Consider the following 25,168-nt stretch of genomic DNA (forward strand, 5'->3'; position numbering starts at 1 on the left):
CGATTACGAGCCCGAGCCCGTGCCCGCGTTCTTGGCTGCAACCAGCTCGTCGATGCGGTCGGCGAGATTCTTCAACACGAAATACTGCTCGGTCGTGGCCTTGCCGTCGTTGACCTCCTGGGTCCACTTTTCGAGCGGCATCTTGATCCCGAAGGCCTTGTCGATGGCAAAGGCGATGTCGAGGAAGTCGAGGCTGTCGATCCCCAGATCGTCGATCGCGTGGCTCTCCGGCTTGATCGTGTCGCGCGGGATGTCGCAGGTCTCCGCGATAATGTTGGCGATCTGCTCGAATGTGGAGGACATCATTAAGCCTTTGATATATTGAAGGTAATTCCGGGTCGGCTCAGAGGAGGCGGGCGCGTTGCCCCGGAATGCCCGATTGCTGGTGCCGGAGTCGTGTGCCCGTATATCGGAGCAGGGCCGTTAGTTCAATGGAGCTTGGCCGGCCTCGCAAGGACGGTTTTTGGGCAGGGTTCCGGCCAGCCTAGCTGCGCGGCATCACCGTAATCTTCGCGCAATCCCGGCGGCCCATCAGCACGCAATCCTGGGTCTTGCGCAAATCGGCGATGCTCATGGCAAGCCAGATGCCGATCGCGGTGAGCGCCACCGTGAAGGCGAAGGCGGCGATGTTGGCGAGCATGCGCTGGCGGAAATCGTCGGGCTCCTCGCGCGGCTTCTCATAGCGAGAGAGATCGTTGGCAACGGAAGCCGGGCGCGTCGTTCGGTGCGGCTCCTCGCGCTTGCCGGGCGGCTGCGCCGAGGTACGCGGCCGGAATTTGAGCACCACGTGCTCGGCATCCGAGGAAATTGGCCGCTGCGTCTTCACTGTTGTCAGTCCGGTCGCGTCGCCGGTTATGTTTAGCATGTTCGCTGCACTTCACACCTAAAATCTTGGTGCGCGCAGAGGTGGTATTCATGCGTCGATCACCTCCAGGAACTGTCGAGGCGGCTGCTGCGGCGCGCGGGATGTTCGGCATTGCGATGACCAAGCCGATGTCGACACACTCGTTCGACCTTCGCGCACGCACAGTTTGCGCTGCAACGCCGTCACGGAGGTTGAGGCTGCGTGCCCGGGCATTGACAGCCCGGGAGTATCGACAGCCGAGGCCGGACCATCCGGCCATCGGCCCACCGCTTCGTGAAGCCATTCCGGCACACCGGACTCTTTCACCCGCCTGCGGGCTCATGACATAGTGGAACCCGTTCCGGAGTGCCGGTCAAAGGGAGCATAAATCATGGCCCACACGCGCGAGCCTTACGTCAAACCGGTCCCGATCCTGTCGCTGCGGCCGACCCAGATGACGGTCGGCATGCAGGAGGTGACGGAGAAGCGGAAGCGCTGGCGCGAGCACAAGTCGGACAAGAAGCGCGCCGAACTGCTGGGCAAGCACATGATTCCGGTCGTCCATGGTCCCGACGATCGCTACTACGTGGTCGATCACCATCACATGGCGCGTGCGCTGCACGAGGAGGGCGTCAAGGACATCCTGGTCACGGTGATCGGCGATCTCACGATGGTCGAGCGTGACGTGTTCTGGGGCGTGATGGACAACAAGCGCTGGGTCTATCCCTACGATTCCAAGGGCGAGCGCCGCCACTTCAAGGACATTCCGAAATCGATCAAGGATCTCAGGGACGATCCGTTCCGCAGCCTCGCCGGCGAGATGCGCCGGGCGGGCGGTTTTGCCAAGGACACGACGCCGTTCAGCGAATTCCTGTGGGCCGATTTCCTGCGCCGCCACATCCCGCGCAAGACGGTGGAGAATAATTTCGCCAAGGCGCTGGAGAAGGGACTGGCGCTCGGCCGCAGCAAGGACGCGGTCTATTTGCCCGGCTGGTGCGGGCCGGCATCTGACGACTGATCTGCCGCCACCGCCGGCCCGTGCTGATCCTCCCTGCCGCCGAGCGCGTGGTGCAGCCACCGCTCGGTCCGCTTGCCGAAGGTCAACAGCAGGAACGCCAGCGCGACGGCGGTGACGACGATCGGCCAATGTCCGGCGCCGCAGACGATGCCGACGCAAGCGGCGAAGAAAGCGCATGCGGCGCTGGTCAGGCCGCGGACCTGGAAGCGGTCACCCTGCCGCACGATCACGCCGGCGCCGAGGAATCCGATGCCGGTCAGCACGCCCTGGATCACGCGGCTCACCGCGTCGGTGAATTTGCCAGGCTCGACGGCCTGCAATGCCAGCAGCACGACCATGGCCGTCGAGAGGCTGACGAGACCCAGCGTCTTCAGGCCGATCGGCTTGCCGCGCAGGTCGCGGTCGAGCCCGATCGCGCAGCCGGCAAGGGTGGCCGCGCCGAGACGCAGGACGATCTCGCTCCAGTCCGCCAAGGCGTCCTCTATTTCATTTCGGTTGCCGGCCGAGCATGTAGAATTCGCCGTTCGGCCGCATGCCTGTGACGTTGGCGAGCCGGTTCGACAGCGCGAAGAACGCCGCAACCGCGGCGATGTCCCAGACGTCGTCGTCGCTGAAGCCGTGGGCGGCAAGCGCGGCGAAGTCCGACTCCGAGACTTTCTCGGCGGCGCGGCTCACCTTCATGGCGAAGTCGAGCATCGCGCGCTGCCGCGGCGTGATGTCGGCCTTGCGGTAGTTGACCGCGACCTGGTCGGCGATCTCCGGATTCTTGGCGCGGATGCGCAGGATCGCGCCGTGGGCGATCACGCAATACTGGCACTGGTTGGCGGCGCTGGTCGCCACCACGATCATCTCACGCTCGGCCTTCGAGAGGCCGGAGTCCTTCTCCATCAGCGCGTCGTGATAGGCGAAGAAGGCGCGAAACTCGTCGGGGCGATAGGCCAAGGTGAGGAAGACGTTCGGCACGAAGCCGGATTTCTCCTGCACCGCCAGGATGCGGGCGCGGATGTCCTCGGGGAGCTTGTCGAGAGCGGGCGTCGGGAAGCGATTTGCGGTCGGCTGCGTCATGAGATGGTTCCGGCGTGCCGCCTGGATGCGGCGTCACGCGAGACCATAGTGGATGACGCCTTGGGCGCAAGGCGCATCGGCGCCCTGGCGGAATTCGGCTAACGCAGCGGCTTCTTCAGAAGCGAGAAGCGGTCCGGATCGAGGCCGAGCGAGGGCTGCAGCATCGGCGCCTCGGCCGGCGCCATGGTGCGCGCCGGCGCCGGAGAGTTGAAGTTGGCGTCGCCGCTCGGGCTATCGCGATGCGAGGTGGCGCCGCGCCAGCGCTCCAGCACGGCGCTGACGAAATGCATGTCGTGGCCGGCGGTGACCGACGGTACCGTGGCGATGGTGGCCTCGCCGCGCGGCAGCTGGTGCGGCGGCACCTCCTTGAAGCGCAGCCGGGTCGGCAGCGCCACGCCTTCGCCGAACGCCAGCACCTCGCGGGTGCCGAGCGAGGGCACGAAAGACAGCAGGTTGGCGGCGGCGTCCGAGACGGCGGAGCGCAGCAGCGCCTGGTCGCGGTCGTTGGCGAGGCGCATCGTGAACAGCGTGTTGCACTGAGAGATGATGGTCGCATCGAGCTCGGCCGGACGCTGGGTGATCAGGCCGAGATAGACGCCGTATTTGCGGCCTTCCTTGGCAATGCGCGACACCGCCTTGCGGGTCGGCCCGAAGCCGATATTACGGTCGGCGGAAGCGTAGCGGTGCGCTTCCTCGCAGACGAACAGCATCGGCGAGACGCCGTCGCTCCACAGCCCGAAATCGAACGCCATGCGGCACAGCACCGACACCACGGAATCGACGACTTCGGCGGGGAAGCCGGCGAGCTGCATGATCGTCATCGGCTTGCCGTTGGCGGGCAGGCGGAACAGATGGCTGATCACCTCGGCCATGGTATCGCCGCCGACATTGGCATTATCGAACATGAAGGCGTAGCGCGGATCGTTGCGCACCGCGTCGATGCGCGAGATCAGCTTGTGATAGATGATGCGCGAGGAGCGGTTCTCCAGCTTGCCCATGCGCTCGTCGATCAGCGAGATCAGGTCGACGAGGCGATAGGGCACCGGCGTATCGACGGTGTAGCCGACCTGCTTGGGGTCGATGCGCTTCAGCCCGAGACCGACCCGGTCGGAGTTCTGGTACTGGGTGTAGATGCCCTTCGCCATCGGGATCACTTCGGCGAGGATGTCGAGCTCCTCGGGCACGCCGGGCCGGCCGCCGAACAGCACGTCGACGATCTCTTCGAAGTTGAACAGCCAGAACGGCAGCTTCAGGTTCCGCGGGTTGAGCACCTGCGCGCGCTCGCCGAAGCAGCGGCCGTATTCATTGTGCACGTCGAGCAGGAAGATGCGCAGGTTCGGCCGTGACTTCAGGATCTCGTTGAGCAGCAGCGACACGCCGGTCGACTTGCCGACGCCGGTCGAGCCGAGCACCGCGAAGTGCTTGGACAGCATCTCCTCGACGTCGACATAGGCGATGACAGAACGATCCTGCTGCAGCGTGCCGACATTGATCTGGTCCGAGCCGCTCGGCGCATAGACCGTACGCAGCTCCTGGTTCGTGATCAGGTCGGTGCTGTCGCCGATGGTCGGATAATGGGTGACGCCGCGCTGGAATTTCGGGCGGTCGCCGCCCAGGATTTCGCCGAGCAGGTCGACCGAGGCGGTCGCCATGTATTCGTCGGATGCCGGCAGGTTCTCGCACGTCACTTCGGTGATCATGGCGACGATGACCGAACTTGCGCAGCGGATACTGACGAACCGGCCGACGGTCGCTCGCATTTCTAAAAGTTGCATCTGGCCGCCCGCCAGCAGCCCAACCCGGGCCTGCGAGCCGCGCACAGAGATCACACGTCCGAAGGGTGTCACAGTTCCAGCCTGGCTCGTTCTCAAAATCTAAATGTCCGGACCAATATGCCCGCCCGGGATTGGAAAAACCGTTAAATCGCCGGGGTTCCGCATCGGCTAAATCTACACCTTCCCGGTGACGATTTGTTTCTATCGTACCGCGAGACTACGCGCTGTCGCGCGCATCGGCGGCGGAATCGTCGCTTTCCGGCACAGCCGCGTTTGTTTCCCGGTTTTTCCGTTAAGGCGGGATTCACCATCTCCGAGGAGTGCATTGGCAGCTCCGTGGGTTTACGGGGCATTGGGCGCGATTTGTCATACGCTGTCGCCCGGTATCGCGTAACCGATTGCTAACTGCGAGTTGTAACGACCTTTCCATTTGTGCTGCGTAACGATGCCGCGCCCTGGGAGAGATCAGCGTGCGCATCGAACACCGCAATTCATCGTCAGGAAATGCCGATGCTGGCTCGACCAAGGGGCTGGCGTTCTGTGCCGGCCTGTTGGTCGGCAGCCTGCTCGGAAGCGCGACCGCGCAATGGAGTGAGCGCGAAGGCCTGCTGATGGCGGCATTCGCGATCATGGCCGTGATCGTCTTCCTGTTGCTCAAGCGGCACGAAATCTCCGACGAGCGGCTCGCCACCGAACGTCGCAATCTCATGACCGCCGTGAACAACATTCCGCAGGGCCTCGTGCTCTACGATGCATCGGCGCGCATCATCATCTGCAACCGCCCCTACATCGAGATGTTCGGGCTTTCGCCCGACGTCGCCAAGCCCGGCTGCACGATGCACCGGCTGATTGCGCACAGACAGGAGACGGGCTCGTTCGACGGCGACGTCGACGACTTCTGCGACGCCATCATCGGCAACGTGAAGCTTGGCCGCGCCACGCGTCAGCTGACGCAGGCGCCGGGCGGGCGCGCGATCGAGATCGTCAACAAGCCGCTGCCGGAAGGCGGCTGGGTGGCGACCATCCAGGATGTCACGGAGCGCACGCGCACCGAGAACAAGATCGCCCACATGGCGCATCATGATGCGCTGACCGACCTGCCGAACCGCGTGCTGTTCCGCGAACGCCTGGAGCGGGCGCTGAAGGCGATCCGGCCGGATCAGCAGCTCGCGGTCATGTATATCGACATCGACGAGTTCAAGGCCGTCAACGACGCGCTCGGCCATCAGATCGGCGACGAATTGCTCAGGGCGATCGCCAACCGCCTGCGCGGCTGCGTTGGGGACACCGACGTCGCGGCGCGGCTCGGCGGTGACGAGTTTGCCGTGATCCAGACCGCCGTCCGCGATCAGACCGAGACCATGCAGCTCCTCGCTGCGATCTATCAGGCGATCCGTCGGCCGATCGACTGCAGCGGGCATATGATCACCACCGATGCCAGCATCGGCATCGCCGTTGCGCCCGCCGACGGCCTCGACATCGATCAATTGCTGCGCAATGCCGACCTCGCGCTCTACGGAGCCAAGAGCGACGGCCGCCGCACCTACCGGTTCTTCGAGGCCGGCATGGACGCACGTGCCAAGGCGCGGCGCAGCCTCGAGCTTGAACTGCGCCAGGCGATCGCCGACGGCAGCTTCGAGCTGCACTATCAACCGCTGCTCCATCTCGAGGAGGGGCAGGTCAGTTGCTGCGAGGCGCTGGTGCGCTGGCGTCATCCCGAACGCGGCACCATCTCGCCGGCGGATTTCATCCCGATCGCCGAGGACACCGGCCTGATCAACGATCTCGGTCACTGGGTGCTCAACACCGCGTGCCGCGAGGCGATGAACTGGCCAGAGCATGTTCATGTCGCGGTCAACGTGTCTCCGATCCAGTTCAAGAGCCAGACGCTGGCGCTCAACGTCGCCGCCGCGCTCGCCGCGACAGGGCTTGCACCTTCGCGGCTCGAGCTCGAGATCACCGAGGCGGTGCTGATCCGCGACGACGAGGCTGCGCTCGATATCCTGCATCAGCTGCGCGAACTCGGCGTCCGTATCGCGCTCGACGATTTCGGCACCGGCTATTCCTCGCTGAGCTATCTGCAGCGCTTCCCCTTCGACAAGATCAAGATCGATCGCGCCTTCATCAAGGATCTCGCCGGGACCGGCGCGTCGTCCACGATCGTCCAAGCCGTCGTCAACATCGCCGCTGCCAGCGACATGACCACGACCGCGGAGGGCGTCGAGACCGAGCAGCAGCGCAACCTGCTGCGCATCCTCGGCTGCACCGAGATGCAGGGCTATCTGTTCAGCCGGCCGGTGTCATCGGCTGAAATCCGCAAGCTCCTGTCGTCGGATCGCGAGAAGGCCGTCTCGGTCGCCTGACGCCTGCCTTGACCGCTTTCACGAGGTGATTCCGGCGATGGAATGCCGTGCGAGCGCAATTGCCGTCGCCAGTAATTTGTTGACGTGACCTAATCATTTGTACACTAGTACAAATCGACGCGCCGCTCACCTGTCCGACCGCAAGTCGTCGATCCGGCGTCGTCACGGAGGAGACCGTCCATGCAGCCGGAACCGATCTTCGATCTCGCGCATCTCGGGCACATCGAGCTTTTGACGCCGAAGCCGGACGAGAGCCTGAAATTCTTCGTCGACGTCATGGGCATGACCGTCAGCGGCCGCGAGGGCGAGTCGGTCTATCTGCGCGGCTGGGACGATTACGAGCGCTATTCGCTGAAGCTGACGGCGTCGAAGACTTCAGGGATGGAGCACATGGCGCTGAGGGCGCGCAGCCCGCAGGCGCTCGAACGTCGCGTTGCCGCGCTGAAGGGCTCGGGCTTCGATATCGGCTGGGTCGACGGTGACATGGGGCAGGGGCCGGCATTCCGCTGCCGCGATCCCGACGGCCATGTCATCGAGCTCTACTACGAGACCGAGTGGTACGAGGCGCCGGCCGAGCTGAAGCCCGCGCTGAAAAACCAGGCGCAGCGCTTTCCGGCGCGCGGCGTCAATGTCCGTCGGCTTGACCATCTCAATTGCCTCGCGGTCGACATCAAGGCCAACCGCCTGTTCTTCGAAAGCTACCTCGGCTGCCGCACCACCGAGCAGATCGTGCTCAACGACGGCACGGAAGCCGCGATGTGGATGACGATGTCGAACAAGAGCTACGACTTCGCCTATACATGCGACCATTACGGCAAGCGCGGCCGGTTTCACCATGTCACTTACGCGCTCGACAGCCGCGAGGAGATCCTGCGTGCTGCGGATATTTTTCTCGAGCACGGGGTGCATATCGAGACCGGGCCGCACAAGCACGCGATCCAGCAGACCTTCTTCCTCTATGTCTATGAACCCGGCGGTAACCGCGTCGAGGTCGCCAACGCCGGCGCACGCCTGATCCTCGCGCCGGACTGGAAGCCGATCGTGTGGACCGAGGAAGAGCGCAAGAAGGGACAGGCGTGGGGGTTGAAGACGATCGAGTCGTTCCACACCCACGGCACCCCGCCCATGATCGACTAGATGCGAGACCGCCGCACGAAACGCCGCCCGAGCGCGTCGATACGCCGCCGCGAACACGCGCGCTCGCTGACGACAACATCGACGCGCAACCGATATGATCCGGCTCGAGAGGACGCACGCTGCGCTGCGCGCGAGACGTGAACCGGTGAGAGCGGGCACAATGGCTGGCAAGACGCCAAAGACGTCGGCGAAGGGGGCGAAAAGAGCGCCGCGAAGCGTGGCTCTGCAAAGCCGCGTCTGCTCGCGGGCGGCAATCCGCAGATCGCAAAAGGCTATGGCGATGCTCCGGTGCAAGCCTATATCGCCGCGATGCCCGGGTGGAAGCGCGACGTCGGGCGCAAGCTTGACGCGCTCATCGTGCGTGCCGTCCCCGGCGTGCACAAGGCGGTGAAGTGGAACTCGCCGCTCTACGGCATGGAAGGCGACGGCTGGTTCCTCGGCATCCATGTCTTCACGCACTACGTCAAGGTGGCTTTCTTTCGCGGTGCGTCGCTGCATCCGGTGCCGCCGGGCGAGTCCAAGCAGCAGCACACGCGCTATCTCGACATTCACGAGAACGACGAGCTCGACGAAGCCCAGTTCACCGCGTGGGTGAAGCAAGCCAGTCAATTGCCCGGCGAACGGATGTGAGTGGCAACGCAGGTCAGGACCGGTAAGCAGCGGCCACGACGCGCTGTCGATGCAGCTCTGCGCGATAGAGCATTGCCTCGCCTCAGCCCTTTGGTGTTAGGCTGCACCAAAGCCCGATGAATCGCCATCGCGCTTTGGATTGTTGTCCTGGCATGATCTTTTCGGAAAACCGCTTCGCACTTTTCCGGATCATGCTCTGGTAACGTCAGAGGAAAACGTCGATGAGCGAACACACGACGGACAAGCGCGTGCGAGAGGCGTCTCGCAGGCGATTCCTTCAGGCCGGCGCAGCACTGGCCGGTGGCTCCGCCATATCGGGAGTTGCCGGTTCTACCGCGCTTGCCGAACAGGGGAATAATCTTCCGCCCAATGTGCCGGAATGGATGAAAGCGCCCGGCGACCCGATGGGAAGCCAGCCCTATGGCACGCCGTCGGTTCACGAGAAGGCTGTCGTCAAGAACATCTCGAAGACGCTGCCGCAATACATCTCCGCTTCGGGCCGCACGCCGTTGCAAGAGCTCGACGGCATCATCACGCCGAACGGTTTGTTCTACGAACGCCATCATGGCGGCGTGCCGACCATCGACCCGGCCGAGCACCGGCTGGTGCTGCATGGCATGGTCGATCGCCCGCTGGTGTTCACGATGGAGGACATCCGCCGCTTTCCATCGCAGTCGCGCATCCACTTCCTCGAGTGCTCCGGCAATCCGGTCTACACCAAGCCCTACGGCAAGACGGCCTCCGACCTCGTCGGCCTCCTGAGCTGTGCGGAATGGACCGGCGTGCCGCTGAAGACGGTGTTGGACGAAGCGGGCCTGCAGGCCGGCGCCAAATGGATCGTGGCCGAAGGCGCCGACGCCGCTGCGCTGACGCGCTCGATCCCGATCGAGAAATGCCTCGACGACGCCATGCTGGTCTACAGCCAGAATGGCGAGCGGCTGCGCCCGCAGCAGGGCTATCCGCTGCGCCTGTTGCTGCCCGGCTTCGAGGGCAACATGAACGTGAAGTGGCTGCGCCGGCTCAAGGTCGTCGCCGAGCCGGCCTATTCGCGCGAGGAGACCTCGAAATACACCGACCCGATGCCCGACGGCACGTCGCGCGAATTCACCTTCTATATGGAAGCCAAGTCGATCATCACGCGGCCGTCCGGCGGGCAGAAGCTGACCGCGCAGGGCTTTCACGAGATTACCGGCATCGCGTGGAGCGGTCACGGCAAGATCAAGAGCGTCGAGGTCTCGATCGACGAGGGCAAGAGCTGGCAGCAGGCCGAATTGCAGGAGCCGGTGCTGACGCGCGCGCTCACGCGCTTCCGCTTACCCTGGCATTGGGACGGCAAACCCGCCGTGATCCAGAGCCGCGCCATCGACGAGACCGGATACGTGCAGCCGACGCTGGCGGAATTGGTCAAGGTGCGCGGCCTCAACTCGTTCTACCACAACAACGCGATCTGGCCCTGGCGCATCGATGCGAATGGTGAGGTGACCAATGGCCAGGCGTAAGCTCAAGGCGGCGTTCCTTGCGAGTGCGGTCGCCATGCTCGCGACTGCCGGGCAGGCCGAGGATCGCTTTGGCATCGGGCGTGCGGCGGCGCCTGCCGAGATCGCCGGCTGGAACATCGATATCGGCCGTGACGGCTCCAACCTGCCGCCGGGCAACGGCAGCGTCGAGCGCGGCCGCACGGTGTTCAGCGAGCAATGCGCGGCGTGCCACGGCGACAGCGGGCAGGGCGGCGGCGTCGGCGACCGCCTGGTCGGCGGACAGGGCACGCTGGCGAGCCCAAAACCGATCCGCACCGTCGGCAGCTATTGGCCCTATGCCCCGACGCTGTTCGACTACATCCGCCGCGCAATGCCGCAGAACGCGCCGCAGTCGCTGAGCAATGAGGACGTCTACGCGGTGTCCGCCTACATCCTCAGCCTGAACGGCATCGTGCCGGCCAATGCGGTGCTCGACGCCAAGTCGCTCGCCGCCATCAAGATGCCGAACCGCGACGGCTTCGTCTCCGACCCGCGGCCCGACGTGCACAACCACTGAGCGGCAGGCACGGCCGGGTGGCTCGCAGCATCGTGACGTCGTGGCCCCTGTGCCCGGAGGATTGCCGTCCCTATGTCCGTTTGGGGGCGGCTCGGCCGTCTTCCGGCACATGTTTATTGATCGATAGGAGAGGCCGCATGACCAGGTCGTGGGCAGGCGCAGCCGTTGTGCTGCTCGTGGGAATGACGTTCACGCCGGTCGCGGCCCAGATGTCGGAGCCGGCATATTTCGACGCGCAAAATCCCGGGCGCAGCGCAATCAACGGCGGCGCCCTGACGCCATGGGGTGAGGCCCAGGAGGCCGCGCAGCGCGGGCGCAATCCGGCGAACGCCTACGGTGCCATGCCTGCGGCGGAGCCATCTTCCGCCTGCGCGCGTTACCGTTCATTCGATCCAGCGTCCGGTACCTTCCTTGGCCGCGACGGCCGCCGCCATCCCTGCCGATAAGGCCCTGCACCGCGCTTGGCGGTGGATAAGGGCGCCGGCACTCGCCCGGCGCGCGAACGACTGGACGTTAGGCGCGTTATAGTCCGCCGATCGTGTCGGGTCCCGCCGGACCCGAGCGGCGGAGGACGCCCGGCGTGACAGATGCTCTGGCCGGTTTCTGGGACCGAAAGTCGACCTCGGACCTGTTGCGGGAGGCGGCGCGCGCCGATGGCGACGCGGAGACGCCGATCTTCAGGCGCTCGCTGTCGGCGTTGCAACTGGTCACGCTCGGCATCGGCGGCATCATCGGCGCCGGCATCTTCGTGCTGACCGGGCACGCGGCCGCTGCCAATGCCGGTCCCGCGGTCACGCTCTCCTTCATGCTTGGTGCGGTGGCCTGCGCCTTCGCCGGCCTGTGCTACGCCGAGATGTCGTCGACGGTGCCGATCTGCGGCAGCGCCTACACCTATGCCTATGCCACGCTCGGCGAACTGATCGCCTGGATCATCGGCTGGGACCTGATCCTCGAATACGCGGTCGGCGCGATCGCGGTCTCGGTCGGGTGGTCCGGCTATTTCGTCAGTCTGATGCGCGATTTCGGCATCAACCTGCCGCCGCAATTCACCTCGGCGCCGCTCGCCTACGACGTCAACACCGGCGCGTGGTCGTCGACCGGTGCGGTCATCAACATCCCGGCGATGGCGATCATCGCCTTCGTGACCACGCTGCTGGTGGTCGGCATTCGCGAGTCCGCGCGCTTCACCAGCTTCGTCGTCGTGGTCAAGCTCGTCGTGATCGCGCTGTTTCTCGCCACCGCGGCTTCCTCGGTGACGCTGGCGAACTGGGTGACGGCGAGCAACCCGGAGGGCGCGCTGATCCCGCCGAATGCCGGTCCCGGCGTGTTCGGCTGGTCCGGCGTGGTCCGCGGTGCGGCGGTGGTGTTCTTCGCCTATATCGGCTTCGACGCGATCTCGACCGCGGCGCAGGAAGCGAAGACGCCGGAGCGCGACATGCCGATCGGCATTCTCGGCTCGCTCGTGATCTGCGCCGCGCTCTATGTCGCGGTCGGATTCGTGCTGACCGGCATCGTGCCCTATGACCGGCTCAGCGTGCCCGATCCGATCGCCGTCGGCATCGATGCGATCGGTATCGGCTGGCTCGGTCCGTTCATCAAGCTCGGCATCCTGTTCGGATTGACATCGGTGATCCTCATCATGCTGCTGGCGCAACCGCGGATCTTTCGCGCCATGGCGCATGACGGATTGCTGCCGGGCTTTGCCGCAAAGATCCATCCGCGGTTCCAGACCCCCTATGTCTCGACCATCTTCGCCGGCACCGTCGCCGCTCTTCTCGGCGGGCTGTTGCCGATCGGGCTGGTCGGCGAACTGGTCTCGATCGGCACGCTATTCGCATTCGCGGTGGTCTCGATCGGCACGCTGGTGCTGCGCGTGCGCGATCCGGAATTGCCGCGTCCGTTCAAGGCGCCGGCGATCTGGCTGGTGGCCCCGGCTGCCGCCGCAACCTCGCTGTTCCTGATGTTCGGCCTGCCGCTCGACACCTGGATCAGGCTCGCGGTGTGGCTAATGATCGGGCTTGTGATCTATGCGGCCTATGGCAGACGGCACAGCCGGCTGCGGGCAGGCGGCGGGGACCGCGCGGACCTATAGTGCGCGCGCGTGCGGCCTGCTAGATGTACGCGTTGAGATAGCACCGCAAGCCGCGACAGGCCGGCATTCCCCGGGGAGACTTTTATGCAAAATCCAACGGCCCGCGCGCGATGGATGGTCGCCGCGCTCGTCTCGATAGGCATCGTGTCGGCTGCTCCCGGTCGGGCAGCCTCGGTTACGCCGGTCGCGGCCGAGAACGGCATGGTGGTGTCCGCGCAACATCTTGCCACGCAGGTCGGCGTCGAGGTGTTGAAGCAGGGCGGCAATGCGGTCGATGCGGCGGTCGCCGTTGGTTACGCGCTTGCGGTGGCCTATCCCGCCGCCGGCAATCTCGGTGGCGGCGGGTTCATGACCATCCAGTTCGCCGACGGCCGCAAGACCTTCCTGGATTTCCGGGAGACCGCGCCGAAGGGCGCCACAGCTGACATGTATCTCGACAAGGACGGCAAGGTCATCCCCGGGCTGTCGACCAAGGGGCATCTCGCCGTCGGCGTACCGGGCTCGGTGGCCGGGATGGAATATGCGCGCGAGAAATACGGCACGATGAAGCGCGCTGACGTCATCGCGCCGGCGCTGCAACTGGCGGAGGATGGTTTTGTGCTGGACCAGGGCGACGTCAGCATGCTGCAGACCTCGACCAAGGATTTTCAGGACGATCCGGCCTCGGCCGCGATCTTCCTCAACAACGGCAAGCCGTTCCAGGTCGGCGAGCGGCTGACGCAGCATGAGCTCGCCGAGACGCTGCGCGAGATCAGCAAGCGCGGCGGTGATGGCTTCTACAAGGGCTGGGTCGGTGCGGCGATCGTCGCCGCGAGCCAGGCCGGCAAGGGACTGCTGACGCAGGAGGATCTGGACAACTACAGGGTTCGCGAGTTGGCGCCGGTCGAATGTGACTATCGCGGTTACCACGTGGTTTCGGCGCCGCCGCCCAGTTCGGGCGGTGTGGTGATCTGCGAGGTGCTCAACATCCTCGAGGGTTATCCGCTGCAGGAGCTCGGCTACCATTCGGCGCAGGCGGTGCACTACCAGATCGAGGCGATGCGCCACGCCTATGTCGATCGCAACAGCTATCTCGGCGATCCGGACTTCGTGAAGAATCCGCTCGAGCGCCTGCTCGACAAGACCTACGCCGCGAAGATCCGTGCCGCGATCGACCCGGCCAAGGCCGGTGTGTCCAGGGACATCAAGCCCGGCGTTCCGCCGCATGAGGGCAGCAACACCACGCACTATTCGATTGCCGACAAGGACGGCAATGCGGTGTCGGTCACCTACACGCTGAACGACTGGTTCGGTGCCAAGGTGACGGCGGCCAGGACCGGCGTGCTGCTGAACGACGAGATGGACGACTTCACCGCCAAGGTCGGCGTGCCGAACCTGTATGGGCTGGTGCAGGGGGAGGCCAACGCGATCGTCCCCGGCAAGCGTCCGCTGTCCTCAATGAGTCCGACCATCGTCTCCAAGGACGGCAAGCCGGTCATCGTGATGGGCACCCCGGGCGGCAGCCGCATCATCACCGCCGTGCTGCTGACGATGATCAACGCGATCGACTATGGCATGAACGCGCAGGAGGCCGTGGACATGCCGCGCTTCCACCAGCAGTGGCTTCCCGAGGTGACCAACCTCGAGGACTACACGCTGTCGCCGGATACGCGGAAGATCCTGGAGGGCATGGGCCACAAATTCGGCCCGCCGCATCCGGCCAACCACCTCGCGGTGATCATCATCGGCGCGCCGTCGCTGGGCGGCAAGCCGGTCGGCAACAACCGCTTCTATGGCGCGAACGACCCGCGGCGCAATTCGGGGCTCGCCGCGGGCTATTGATCGTGACGGCTAGCGACAATCCGTAGCCCGGATGAGCGAAGCGATATCCGGGTCTTGTTGAGCTCCCGCATGTCGCTCCGCTCGTGCGGGCTGCCGCTCCAATTGATCCGCGCTGCGGTCAGGCGACGGCGGTCGACCTGCCGTCCTTTTGCCCGCTGGTCAGCAGCAAGCGCTGGCGGATCGCGTCTTCGATCAGAGCCAGGGATTGCTTGGCTTCGCGCGCCTCGGCTTCGGCGGCCTGGGCGCGGAATTCGGCCGCATCGAGTTGCTCCTGTTGGGACTCGATGCGCCGTCGGGCTTCCTCAAGCGCCCGAGACGCATCCCTCAATTTGCGCTCGGTGGCGGCGATGATTTCGAGCTGCGCCTGTTCGGCGGCCTCGGCGCGCGCTTCGCCGGCGCGGGCCCTGTCCTCGATGCTGCGGAACAAATCCGCCGCCTGATAGACGAGGTCCAAGGCTTCTGTGCCCATGGCCGATGCGGGTGGTCTTGGAAATCCAAGAACGTTAGGGTCGGCCGTAAATGGCCGTTTAAATCCGCGCAGTGCCATCCAAATCAGCCCGTCGCGAAGTTGGTGTATGCCAACAACTTGCGGTAGTTATAGTTAACAAATCCTTAATGTGATTGGCGCGCCGGCGCTGTCCACCGGTTTCTGATGTCGCAGCACCCAAATCGTCGACCGGATCGGGGAATCGATCCGTCCGGCCCGCGCTTTTCTTTCGTAACGTGCTCTCCGCGCAAGCGTATCGAGACCGCAGCGCTATCGGGCGCGGCGCGCGAAACGCTCAGCGCTGCAGCGAAGATCGATGCAGCCTCTGCGGGCGGCGCCAGCCGGCGAGGTCTGCCGATTTGGCTGCGGGCGCGAGCCGGGCTCTATGGCATAAGTTTGACGCCTGGCTTGCTTTAATTCTCCGGTGTTGAATTGCAGGTCCATGGAGCGACCGATATACCGGGCGACCTAAGTGGCACGCAGCGCGCTCAGAACGAGCGACGTATTCGCCACGGAAATCTGGTCGATGAAATTTCTGTTGCGGTTCTTCGGGTTCCTGTTCACCGCAGGCACCATCCTGTTCCTGGCTGGTCTGGCCGCGGTCGCAGGGCTGTTCTGGCATTTCTCCAAGGACCTGCCCGAGTATTCGCAGCTCCAGAACTACGAGCCGCCGGTGATGACCCGCGTGCACGCGGCCGACGGCTCGCTGCTCGGCGAATACGCCAAGGAGCGCAGGCTCTATCTGCCGATCCAGGCAGTGCCGAAGCTCGTGATCAACGCGTTCCTCGCCGCCGAGGACAAGAATTTCTACGAGCATGGCGGCGTCGACTACACCGGCATGGCGCGCGCCGGTGTCGCCTACATCCAGAACTTCGGTTCCAACCGGCGGCCGCAGGGCGCCTCGACCATCACCCAGCAGGTCGCCAAGAACTTCCTTCTGACCAACGAGGTGTCGTTCACCCGCAAGATCAAGGAAGCCTTGCTGGCGATGCGCATCGAGCGCGCCTATTCCAAGGACAAGATCCTCGAGCTCTATCTCAACGAAATCTATCTCGGCCTCGGCGCCTACGGCATCGCGGCGGCCTCGCTGGTGTATTTCGACAAGTCCGTCAATGAGCTGACGGTCGCGGAAGCGGCCTATCTGGCGGCGCTGCCGAAAATGCCGGCCAGCCTGCATCCGGTGCGCAACCGCGCGCGCGCCGTCGAGCGCCGCAACTACGTGATCGACCGCCTCCAGGAGAACGGCTGGATCACCGCCGCCGACGCCGACAAGGCGCGCAAGGAGCCGCTGACCGTCACCAACCGCAGCAATGGCGCGCACACCTTCGCCGGCGAATACTTCTCGGAAGAAGTCCGCCGCGACATCTTCGAGCGCTATGGCGAGAAGAAGCTCTATGAGGGCGGCCTGTCGGTGCGCACCACGCTCGATCCCAAGATCCAGGTGATGGCGCGCAAGGCCATGGTGGCCGGGCTCGTCAACTATGACGAGCAGCAGGGCTATCGCGGTGCGATCCAAAAGCTCGACCTGACCAGTGACTGGGGCGTGCCGCTCGCCGAGATCAAGTCGCTGTCCGACATCTCGCCGTGGCGGATGGCGGTGGTGCTGGAGAGCAACGACCAGTCGGCACGGATCGGCTTCCAGCCGGGCCGCGAGCTCGGTGGCGCCATCAGCAAGCAGCGCGAGACCGGCATCATCACGATGGACGGCGCGCGCTGGGCCAAGAGCAAGGGCAAGACGCCGACATCGGTGGCGCAGGTGCTGCAGCCAGGCGACGTGATCTACGCCGACCCGCTCTTCAGCAAGGACGGCCAGCGCGTCGAAGGCCAGTACCGGCTGCGCCAGATCCCCGAACTGTCGGGCGCGATGGTGGCGATGGATCCGCATACCGGCCGCGTGCTGGCGATGGTCGGCGGTTTCTCGTTCGACCAGAGCCAGTTCAACCGCGCGACGCAGGCCTACCGGCAGCCCGGCTCGACCTTCAAGCCGATCGTCTATTCGTCGGCGCTCGACAACGGCTACACCGGATCGACCATGATGATCGACGCCCCGATCGAGATCGACCAGGGGCAGGGCAACATCTGGCGGCCCGAAAACTTCTCCACCGGCAAGTATCAGGGCCAGGTGACGTTGCGCAACGCGCTGCGGCTGTCGCTCAACACCGTGACCGTGCGGCTGGCGCAGGAAATCGGCATGCCGCTGATCGGCGAGTATGCAAAGCGCTTCGGCGTGTATGACGAGTTGCCGAACTATCTTGCCTATGCGCTCGGCGCCGGCGAGACCACGGTGATGCGGATGGCCACGGCCTATTCGATGATCGCCAATGGCGGCGTCCGCGTGAAGCCGACCTTGATCGACCGCATCCAGGACCGTTACGGCCACACCATCTTCAAGCACGATCAGCGCGAATGCCGCGGCTGCGACGCGCCGGAGGGCTGGAAGAACCAGCCGGAGCCGCAGCTCGTTCGACCGCCGCGAGCGGGTGCTCGACGCGATGTCCGCCTACCAGATCACGTCGCTGATGGAGGGCGTGATTCAGGCCGGTACCGGCACCGCGCTGAAGGACGTCGGCAAGCCGCTCGCCGGCAAGACCGGCACCTCGAACGAGGCCAAGGATCTCTGGTTCGTCGGCTTCTCGCCGGACCTCGTGGTCGGTCTCTATGTCGGCTACGACAAGCCGCGCTCGCTCGGCCGCAACGCGCAGGCCGGCCACACCGCGGCGCCGATCGCGCGCGACTTCCTGAAGCTCGCGCTGGCCGACAAGCCCGCCACCCCGTTCAAGCAGCCGGTCGGCATCCGGCTGGTCCTCGTCGATGCCAAGACCGGCCTGCGTGCCACGCCTGGCCAGAACAGGGGCGTGGTGCTCGAAGCCTTCAAGCCGGGCCAGGCGCCGCCGTTCAATGATCCCGGGATGGTCGCCGGCACCGACGTGATCGACGGCACCCAGCAGGGCATTTCGCCGGATGCCGATCGGGCCGTGATGCGGTCAGGGACGGGCGGGCTGTACTGACGCTTGGTGGAAGGGCCTTCGCGGGCAGCGATTTTCACGCCCGTTCCCCGCCAACAATGCTTGCCAAGGGCGGGATCAAGCGGGTAGAAGGTCGCACTCGCGCGGGCGCTGATTTGGCAGGCGAACCCGCTGCACCGAGATGTCCAGTCATTCAGCTAAGCTGTTGATACCACGGACTATTCTTGGGGAATGGTGTAACGGTAGCACAACAGACTCTGACTCTGTTTGTCTTGGTTCGAATCCAGGTTCCCCAGCCAATCTGCCGCCATGGCGCGGCCATTCTGCAAAATCTCGATGAGATTGCCGGGGACGGCCGGCTCCGATGCGGGAGCGATCGCAAACCGGTGCATGCCATCACGGCATGAGGGTGGATTGGTCCGGCGTAATCGACCATGGTCTCGCGCGTGTGGTCCGGCTCGTTGCAGTAGAGGTTTAAGGTGATGGACGAAATTCTCTATGCCCGCGAAGCGTCGATCGGCGTCGACGAGTTCATCGAGGTGCTGCGGCAGTCGGGCCTCGGCGAGCGGCGACCGCTGGCGGATACCGACCGGATGGAGCGCATGATCGCCAATGCGAATCTGATCGTGACGGCGCGGAAGGCGGGCAAGCTGGTCGGCGTGTCGCGCGCGCTGACCGATTTCGCCTATTGCTGCTATCTGTCCGATCTCGCAGTCGATCGCGCGTACCAGGGACATGGCATCGGCAAGCGTCTGATCGCGGAAACGCGGCGCCTCGCCGGACCTGAATCGATGTGCCTGCTGTTGTCGGCGCCGGACTCGATCGGGTTCTACAAGACCATCGGCATGCCGCAGCCGGACAACGCGTTCCTCTACAAGCGGGAGCGATAACTGCGCGGCGTTACTTGATCTTGTCGTAGACCGTCGCGAAGTCGGCGAGCGGCATCGGGATGGAGATGGTTTCCTTGCCGAGATTCTGGAACGACACCTTGAACTGCTTGCCCGATTTCAGCTGGGTCAGGACATCGGCGGCGATCGGCGTATTGATGTAGCAGCCGCGTGCCTCGCACGTCTGGATCGGCACGTCGACGGCCTTGCCGTCGTCGACCTGCAGCTTGGCGCCGACCGGCAGGTTCAATCCGAGCGGAAGCTGGATCAATGCAACCGGCGTGCGGGTGTCGCCGGGAACGCGGATATTGACCAGCACGATGAGCTGGCCGGTCTTGGTGAGCACCGCGGTCTGTTCCATCGCGCATTCGAGCGGAGCGTCGCGGCTCGCACTGGTGCAGCGTGCGATCCAGCCGGAGTTGTTGGGGGCTGCTGTATCACCCTGAGGAGCCGCGGGCGCAGCTGCCGGAGCGGGCGCGTTCTTGCTCTTGGCCGTCTGGGCGTGGCCAGAGTGGGCCATGCCGAACGCGGTCAGCAGGACGAAGAGCGACTTGGCGACAATCTTCACGGTACCGGCTCCGAAATGAACATCTTTCGGATGTGCCGGGATGCCAGCAAAGTCAAGTCACTCGGCGGCCTCCTTGACCGATCCATGCTCGTCGTCGTCAGCATCGTGGTCGGTGCGCGGCGAGCGGCCCCAGTTCGCAAACGCATTCGAGAGCCTGTCGAGATAGAGGTAGACGACCGGCGTCGTGAACAGCGTCAGCGCCTGGCTGACGATCAGGCCGCCGACCATGGCGTAGCCGAGCGGCTGGCGGATTTCCGAACCGGTGCCGGTCCCTAACATCAGCGGCACGCCGCCGAGCAAGGCGGCCATCGTCGTCATCATGATCGGGCGGAAGCGGAGCAGGGCGGCCTGGCGGATTGCCGCCACAGGCTCCATGTGCTGGTCGCGCTCGGCCGCGATCGCGAAGTCGACCATCATGATGCCGTTCTTCTTCACGATGCCGATCAGAAGGATGATGCCGATCAGCGCGATCAGCGAGAAGTCGAAGCCGGCCGCCATCAGGATCGCGAGCGCGCCGACGCCGGCCGACGGCAGCGTCGATAGAATCGTGATCGGGTGGATGTAGCTCTCGTACAGAATGCCGAGGATCAGGTAGACGACCACGAGCGCCGCGAGGATCAACAGCGGCACGGTCGACAGCGATTGCTGGAACGCCTGCGCGGTGCCCTGGAAGCTCGAGCTCAGGGTCGGCGGCGCGCCGAGGTCGACCATCGCCTTCTGCACCGCTTCCGTCGCCTGGCCGAGCGCAACGCCCTGCGCCAGGTTGAATGAGATCGTGATCGCCGGGAACTGGCCCTGGTGGCTGATCGAGAGCGGCCGTACCGGCACGCTGGTCCAGGTCGCGAAGGTCGAGATCGGCACCTGTTCGCCGGTCAGCGGCGACTTGATGTAGATCTTGTTCAGCGTGTCGATCGCGCCCTGCAGCTCAGGCAACACCTCGAGGATGACGTGGTAGCTGTTGAGCTGGGTGAAATATTGCGTCACCTGGCGCTGACCGAACGCATCATAGAGCGTGTCGTCGATCAGCTGCGGCTGGATGCCATAGCGCGAGGCGGTGTCGCGGTTGATCTTCAATTCGAGCGTGGTGCCGTTGGTCTGCTGGTCGGTGGCGACGTCGCGCAGCTGCGGCAGCGTCTGCATCTTGCCGAGAATCTTCGGCGCCCATTCGTTCAGTTCGGCGAGGTTGGCATCCTGCAGCGTGAATTCGAACTGGGTGCGGGTCGGGCGGCCGCCGAGGCGAACGTCCTGCGCCGCCTGCATGAACAGCCGGGCACCCTCGACCTTCTCCAGCTTCGGCCGCAGCCGGGCGATGACCTGCTGCGCGTTGGCGTCGCGATCCTTCAGCGGCTTCAGCGTGATGTACATCGCGCCGTTGTTGCCGGCGCGACCACTGCCGCCGATCGCCATCGCCACCGTCGCCACCGCGGGATCCTGCTGCACGATCTTGCCGAGTTCCTCCTGCTTCCGCTTCATGTCGGCGAAGGAGATATCCTGGTTGGCTTCCGAGGTCGCGGTGATCAGGCCGACGTCCTGCTGCGGGAAGAAGCCCTTCGGGATGACGACGAACAGGTAGACCGACAGCGCCAGCGTCCCGAAGAAGATCATCAGCGTCGTGAACTTCCAGCGCAAAGCGAGGTCGAGCACGCTCTGATAGCCGCGCAGCATGGCGTCGAAGCCGCGCTCGCTGAGCTGGTAGAACCGACCGTGCTTCTCGTCATTGTGGGCGCGCAGGAAGCGCGAGGCCATCATCGGGGTCAGCGTCAGCGACACAAACATCGAGACGAAGATGGTCATCGCCAGCACGACCGCGAATTCGCGGAACAGGCGGCCGATAATGCCGCCCATCAGGAGCAGCGGGATCAGCACCGCGACCAGCGAGATGCTGATCGAAACGATGGTGAAGCCGATTTCCTGCGAGCCCTTGAAGGCGGCAGCCATCGGCTTCTCGCCCTCTTCGATGTAGCGGCTGATGTTCTCCAGCATCACGATGGCGTCGTCGACCACGAAGCCGACCGCGATCGTCAGCGCCATCAGCGACAGATTGTCGAGCGTGTAGCCGAACACCCACATCAGCGCGCAGGCGCCGAGCAGCGCCAATGGCACCGTGACCGTCGGGATCACGGTCGCCCAGAAACTGCGCAGGAAGACGAAGATCACCATCACGACCAGGAAGATGGTCAGCAGCAGGGTGAACTGGACGTCCTCGACCGCCGCGCGGATCGTGGTGGTGCGGTCGCTGATCACGTCGATCTTGATCGCCGGCGGGATCGCGGCGACCAGTCGGGGCAGCGCCGCCTTGATCTTGTCGACGGTGTCGATGACGTTGGCGCCGGGCTGCTTGAAGATGACCAGGAATACGCCGCGCTTGCCGTTGGCCCAGGCGGCCTGCTTGGCGTCCTCGGGCCCGGTGACGGCCTGGCCGATGTCACGGATCCGCAGCGGCCCGCCGTTGCGGTAGGCGATGATGACGTCGTTCCACGGGCTCGCCGTGAGCAGCTGGTCGTTGGCGTAGATGGTATAGGCGCGGGTGGCGCCGTCGATGTTGCCCTTCGGACTGTCGACGGTGGCGATGTTGATCGCGGCGCGGACGTCCTCCAGCGACAGGCCCTTGGCGACGAGCTTGGCGGGGTCGATCTGGACGCGAACCGACGGCTTCTGCTGGCCGCCGATGATGACCTGCGCAACGCCCGAGATCTGGCTGATCTGCTGCGCCAGCTGGGCGTCGACGGCATCGCTGACCGTCGTCAGCGGCAGCGTGTCCGATGTCGCCGACAGCAGCATGATCGGCGAGTCCGCCGGGTTGACCTTGCGGTAGGTCGGCGGCGAGGGAAGGGTTTTCGGCAACTGGCCGCTGGCCGCGTTGATGGCGGCCTGCACGTCGTTGGCGGCGCCGTCGATGCTGCGGTTGAGGTCGAACTGGATGGTGACCGCCGCCGTGCCGAGATAGCTGGTCGAGGTCATCTGCGCGATGCCGGGGATCTGCGCGAACTGGCGTTCCAGCGGCTGGGCGACCGATGTCGCCATCGTTTCCGGGCTGGCGCCGGGCAGGGTCGCAGTGATCTGGATGGTGGGGAAGTCGACCTGCGGCAGCGGCGCGACCGGCAGCAGGGGATAGGCGACGAGACCGACGAACAGGATGCCCGCCATCAGCAGCGAGGTGCCGATGGGGAAACGAATGAATGGTGCGGAAATTCCGGCGCCGACGCTCATTCCTGCGCAACCTTCGACTGGGACGGATCCGAGCTCGCCACTGCCGTTGTCACCGGGGTTCCCGGCGAGACCTTGTACTGCCCCGCGGTGATCACCTGCTGTCCGGGCGACAGGCCCTCGTCGATCACCGACTTGCCGTCGATCGACTGGCTGACCTTGATCTTGCGAAGCTCGGCCTTGTTCTCCTGATTGACTGAATACGCGTAGAGGCCATCGGTGCCATGCTGCACCGCGTCATCCGGGACGACGGTGGCATCCTTCAAGGTCCTGACCAGAAGGCGGGTCGAGACCGACTGGCCCGGCCACAGCGCGTGGTCCTTGTTATCAAACACCGCCTTCAGCCGGACAGTCCCGCTTGACGTGTCGACCTGATTGTTGATCAGCGCCAGGGTTCCCGTGGATAGCACCCGCTTGCCGTCGGTGGTCAGGGCAATGGTCTTGGGCGGCGCCACGGCCAGCGCCGCCTTGATATCCGGCAGCTGGTCTTCCGGCGCGGTGAAGATCACCGTGATCGGCTCGATCTGGGTGATCGTGACAATGCCGGTCTGGGCCGAGGCATTGACGATGTTGCCGATATCGACCAGTCGCAGGCCGACAATCCCGTCGATCGGGGATTTGACGGTCGTGTAGTCCACCTGGGTCTGGGCGTTGAAGATGGCGGCCTCGTCAGCCGAGATCTGGGCGGTCAGCTGCGCCACCGTGGAGCGCTGGGTGTCGAGCTGCTGGCGTGTCGCGAACTCGCCGAGCCTGGTGGTGCGCTGCAGGTCGAGATTGGCGTTGGCGAGATTGGCTTCGTCCTGCGCCTTCTTGGCCTTGGCCTGGTCGAGCGTCGCCTGATAGGGCCGCGGATCGATCTCGACCAGCGTGTCGCCTGCCTTGACGAACTGGCCTTCCTTGAAAGCGATCCTGGTGATCTGACCGTCGACCCGGGTGCGGACCTGGACCGTGTTGAACGCCTGCACGGTGCCGAGGCCGGTGAGATAGACCGGGAAGTCGGCTTTCTCGACCGGCGAGATCTTGACCGGAACGGCCGGGCGTTGGGCGGATCGCTTCTGCGCGGCTTCGATCGCCTGCTGGTTGCTCGTGTGTTTCTGCCAGCCGAAATAACCGGCGGCGCCGACCGCAGCGATCACTAAAACCCAACCGATGGTGCGTGACTTTGACATGCGGACTCTTGGGTTCGACGTAACAATAAAGGCTGATCGAAACGGTTCACAGAGCTTGCGGATATAATATGCGTGCACTTAATGTGTAAACACACCAAGGCTTGAGAATCCTAAACATTTGGAAAGGTTTAGGTCAGAAACGAGCAGAAACAATTCGCCTGGGAAACGCACCGAGGACCCCTATGTCGCTCGATCTCAAACGCCAATTTATCGCGCAGCTCGTCGAGAGTTCCCGACTGCTGCGCAATTATATCGATCATCGCGCCAAGGCGCGAGGCACCACGCGCGCGCAATGGATCGTGCTGTTCCGCCTGCGCGAGCAGGAGGGACTGTCCCAGGTCGATCTCGCCGACGTCCTCGAATTGCAGCCGATCTCGCTGGTGCGGCTGCTCGACCGCCTCGTCGAGCATGGCCTGCTCGAACGCCGTCCCGATCCCAGGGATCGCCGTGCCAATCGCCTGTTCCTGACCAGGAGCGGGCGCCGCCTCGTCGACGATCTCGAACAGCTGCGCGACGCGATCGCCGGCGATGTGCTGCGCGACGTCTCGGACAAGCATGTCGAAAGCGGCCTCGCCACGCTGCGCGAGGTCAAGGATCGCATTAAGGCGCTCGGCGAGGAGGCGGAGCGCATCGCTGCGAAATAGCGCATCTCATCGCGCGCAGCTTCCTTCGCTCCATCCATTCAACCGTCGCAGCGTGCGCGAGCCGGTTGAATTGTCGCGGGATGTCGTTCATATCGCGCAGCGACGATGCGACAGGACGAGGGCTGCAATGGATGAGTTGAACGGGCGCATGATGGCATGCCAGATCCTGGTCACCGGATTGATCGCGCGCGTCGCCAACGAGCAGCGGGACCCGCTGCGTTTCTCGACCGACTTCCGCGACGAGATCAAAGCGGTCGTCAACGGCGTCAACATCGCCGGCCTCGAGAACAGCGACCGCGTGCGGCAGGTCGCGCAGCGGACGATCGACGAGCTGTTTTCGCTGATGAAGCCGCCAAGCGCCGAGTGATCGCGTAGTCGCATGGACAGCGCCCGCACGCGGCAGCGAATGACGGGTGGCAGCGATTTAGAAGGATTATTAGAACGCTTAAAAACTACAGTTT

At 64.6% G+C, this 25,168-nt stretch carries 20 protein-coding genes, 1 tRNA gene and 2 pseudogenes; 14 read left to right on the forward strand and 9 right to left on the reverse strand.

Annotation, left to right across the window (positions count from 1 at the left end):
- Positions 1-3: 3 nt before the first annotated feature.
- Both ACSKB9_RS41065 and ACSKB9_RS41070 read right to left on the reverse strand, forming a co-directional pair.
- A complete protein-coding gene (locus ACSKB9_RS41065; RefSeq protein ID WP_028334296.1) occupies positions 4-303 on the reverse strand; it encodes an acyl carrier protein in 300 nt (99 codons plus the stop codon).
- 181 nt (positions 304-484) lie between these two features.
- Positions 485-826 carry a hypothetical protein gene (locus tag ACSKB9_RS41070; protein WP_057019710.1) on the reverse strand — a complete coding sequence of 114 codons (342 nt, stop codon included), beginning with the start codon at positions 824-826 and terminating at the stop codon, positions 485-487.
- Between the two features lie 409 nt (positions 827-1,235).
- On the opposite strand from ACSKB9_RS41070, the gene ACSKB9_RS41075 reads away from it, so the two are divergent.
- Complete coding sequence (locus ACSKB9_RS41075; RefSeq protein WP_016848428.1) at positions 1,236-1,862, forward strand: ParB-like protein; 627 nt, start codon at positions 1,236-1,238, stop codon at positions 1,860-1,862.
- Here the strand turns inward: ACSKB9_RS41075 and ACSKB9_RS41080 are convergent.
- The 3 genes from ACSKB9_RS41080 to ACSKB9_RS41090 form a co-directional block, all read right to left on the reverse strand.
- Entirely contained in the window at positions 1,823-2,335 is a 513-nt protein-coding gene (locus ACSKB9_RS41080) for an MgtC/SapB family protein (protein WP_092085555.1), read from the reverse strand. The two genes, ACSKB9_RS41075 and ACSKB9_RS41080, sit on opposite strands and share 40 nt — an antisense overlap.
- A gap of 13 nt (positions 2,336-2,348) precedes the next feature.
- The gene (locus tag ACSKB9_RS41085; protein ID WP_438079916.1) at positions 2,349-2,927 is read right to left on the reverse strand and encodes a peroxidase-related enzyme; all 579 of its coding nucleotides are present in this window, start codon (positions 2,925-2,927) and stop codon (positions 2,349-2,351) included.
- A gap of 98 nt (positions 2,928-3,025) precedes the next feature.
- Positions 3,026-4,774 carry an ATP-binding protein gene (locus tag ACSKB9_RS41090; protein ID WP_438079918.1) on the reverse strand — a complete coding sequence of 583 codons (1,749 nt, stop codon included), beginning with the start codon at positions 4,772-4,774 and terminating at the stop codon, positions 3,026-3,028.
- 398 nt (positions 4,775-5,172) lie between these two features.
- Between ACSKB9_RS41090 and ACSKB9_RS41095 the strand changes: the two genes are divergently transcribed.
- The 8 genes and pseudogenes from ACSKB9_RS41095 (at position 5,173) to ggt (ending at position 14,779) form a co-directional block, all read left to right on the forward strand.
- Positions 5,173-7,065, forward strand: a complete 1,893-nt coding sequence (locus ACSKB9_RS41095; RefSeq protein ID WP_438079919.1) for a putative bifunctional diguanylate cyclase/phosphodiesterase — start codon at positions 5,173-5,175, stop codon at positions 7,063-7,065.
- A gap of 180 nt (positions 7,066-7,245) precedes the next feature.
- Positions 7,246-8,202 carry a catechol 2,3-dioxygenase gene (locus ACSKB9_RS41100; protein WP_438079921.1) on the forward strand — a complete coding sequence of 319 codons (957 nt, stop codon included), beginning with the start codon at positions 7,246-7,248 and terminating at the stop codon, positions 8,200-8,202.
- A gap of 160 nt (positions 8,203-8,362) precedes the next feature.
- A pseudogene (locus ACSKB9_RS41105) lies at positions 8,363-8,832 on the forward strand (DUF1801 domain-containing protein).
- A gap of 221 nt (positions 8,833-9,053) precedes the next feature.
- Positions 9,054-10,331 carry a sulfite dehydrogenase gene (gene soxC / locus ACSKB9_RS41110; RefSeq protein ID WP_438079923.1) on the forward strand — a complete coding sequence of 426 codons (1,278 nt, stop codon included), beginning with the start codon at positions 9,054-9,056 and terminating at the stop codon, positions 10,329-10,331.
- Between the two features lie 34 nt (positions 10,332-10,365).
- A complete protein-coding gene (locus ACSKB9_RS41115) occupies positions 10,366-10,866 on the forward strand; it encodes a c-type cytochrome (protein WP_438080615.1) in 501 nt (166 codons plus the stop codon).
- Between the two features lie 137 nt (positions 10,867-11,003).
- Positions 11,004-11,312 (forward strand): BA14K family protein, encoded by a 309-nt coding sequence (locus ACSKB9_RS41120; protein WP_438079924.1) that lies wholly within the window; start codon positions 11,004-11,006, stop codon positions 11,310-11,312.
- A gap of 146 nt (positions 11,313-11,458) precedes the next feature.
- Entirely contained in the window at positions 11,459-12,958 is a 1,500-nt protein-coding gene (locus ACSKB9_RS41125) for an amino acid permease (RefSeq protein ID WP_438080617.1), read from the forward strand.
- A gap of 84 nt (positions 12,959-13,042) precedes the next feature.
- Positions 13,043-14,779, forward strand: a complete 1,737-nt coding sequence (gene ggt, locus ACSKB9_RS41130; RefSeq protein ID WP_438079926.1) for a gamma-glutamyltransferase — start codon at positions 13,043-13,045, stop codon at positions 14,777-14,779.
- Positions 14,780-14,897: 118 nt separating this feature from the next.
- Here the strand turns inward: ggt and ACSKB9_RS41135 are convergent, their stop codons facing one another.
- Complete coding sequence (locus ACSKB9_RS41135; protein WP_253587137.1) at positions 14,898-15,326, reverse strand: hypothetical protein; 429 nt, start codon at positions 15,324-15,326, stop codon at positions 14,898-14,900.
- A 466-nt stretch (positions 15,327-15,792) separates the two neighbouring features.
- Between ACSKB9_RS41135 and ACSKB9_RS41140 the strand changes: the two are divergent.
- From ACSKB9_RS41140 to ACSKB9_RS41150, 3 genes and pseudogenes are all read left to right on the forward strand, one after another.
- Positions 15,793-18,274, forward strand: a pseudogene (locus tag ACSKB9_RS41140) (penicillin-binding protein 1A).
- A gap of 183 nt (positions 18,275-18,457) precedes the next feature.
- A tRNA-Gln gene (locus tag ACSKB9_RS41145) sits at positions 18,458-18,531 on the forward strand.
- Positions 18,532-18,714: 183 nt separating this feature from the next.
- The gene (locus ACSKB9_RS41150) at positions 18,715-19,122 is read left to right on the forward strand and encodes a GNAT family N-acetyltransferase (protein ID WP_283062031.1); all 408 of its coding nucleotides are present in this window, start codon (positions 18,715-18,717) and stop codon (positions 19,120-19,122) included.
- A 10-nt stretch (positions 19,123-19,132) separates the two neighbouring features.
- Here ACSKB9_RS41150 and ACSKB9_RS41155 read toward each other — a convergent pair whose 3' ends face one another.
- The 3 genes from ACSKB9_RS41155 to ACSKB9_RS41165 form a co-directional block, all read right to left on the reverse strand.
- Positions 19,133-19,639, reverse strand: coding sequence for an invasion associated locus B family protein (locus ACSKB9_RS41155; protein WP_438080619.1), 507 nt, complete (start codon positions 19,637-19,639; stop codon positions 19,133-19,135).
- A 105-nt stretch (positions 19,640-19,744) separates the two neighbouring features.
- Positions 19,745-22,897, reverse strand: coding sequence for an efflux RND transporter permease subunit (locus ACSKB9_RS41160; protein WP_310884787.1), 3,153 nt, complete (start codon positions 22,895-22,897; stop codon positions 19,745-19,747).
- Positions 22,894-24,063 (reverse strand): efflux RND transporter periplasmic adaptor subunit, encoded by a 1,170-nt coding sequence (locus tag ACSKB9_RS41165; RefSeq protein WP_076826513.1) that lies wholly within the window; start codon positions 24,061-24,063, stop codon positions 22,894-22,896. Before ACSKB9_RS41165 ends, ACSKB9_RS41160 begins: the two co-directional genes overlap by 4 nt.
- 182 nt (positions 24,064-24,245) lie before the next feature.
- Between ACSKB9_RS41165 and ACSKB9_RS41170 the strand changes: the two genes are divergently transcribed.
- Together ACSKB9_RS41170 and ACSKB9_RS41175 are read left to right on the forward strand one after the other, a co-directional pair.
- Positions 24,246-24,707: a MarR family winged helix-turn-helix transcriptional regulator gene (locus tag ACSKB9_RS41170; protein WP_438079929.1), complete on the forward strand. Its 462-nt coding sequence runs from the start codon at positions 24,246-24,248 to the stop codon at positions 24,705-24,707.
- Between the two features lie 127 nt (positions 24,708-24,834).
- Complete coding sequence (locus tag ACSKB9_RS41175; RefSeq protein ID WP_438079930.1) at positions 24,835-25,074, forward strand: hypothetical protein; 240 nt, start codon at positions 24,835-24,837, stop codon at positions 25,072-25,074.
- Positions 25,075-25,168 lie beyond the last annotated feature (94 nt).

It is taken from the genome of Bradyrhizobium sp. BR 1433 (assembly GCF_051547665.1).
Taxonomy (GTDB): Bacteria; Pseudomonadota; Alphaproteobacteria; order Rhizobiales; family Xanthobacteraceae; genus Bradyrhizobium; species Bradyrhizobium australafricanum.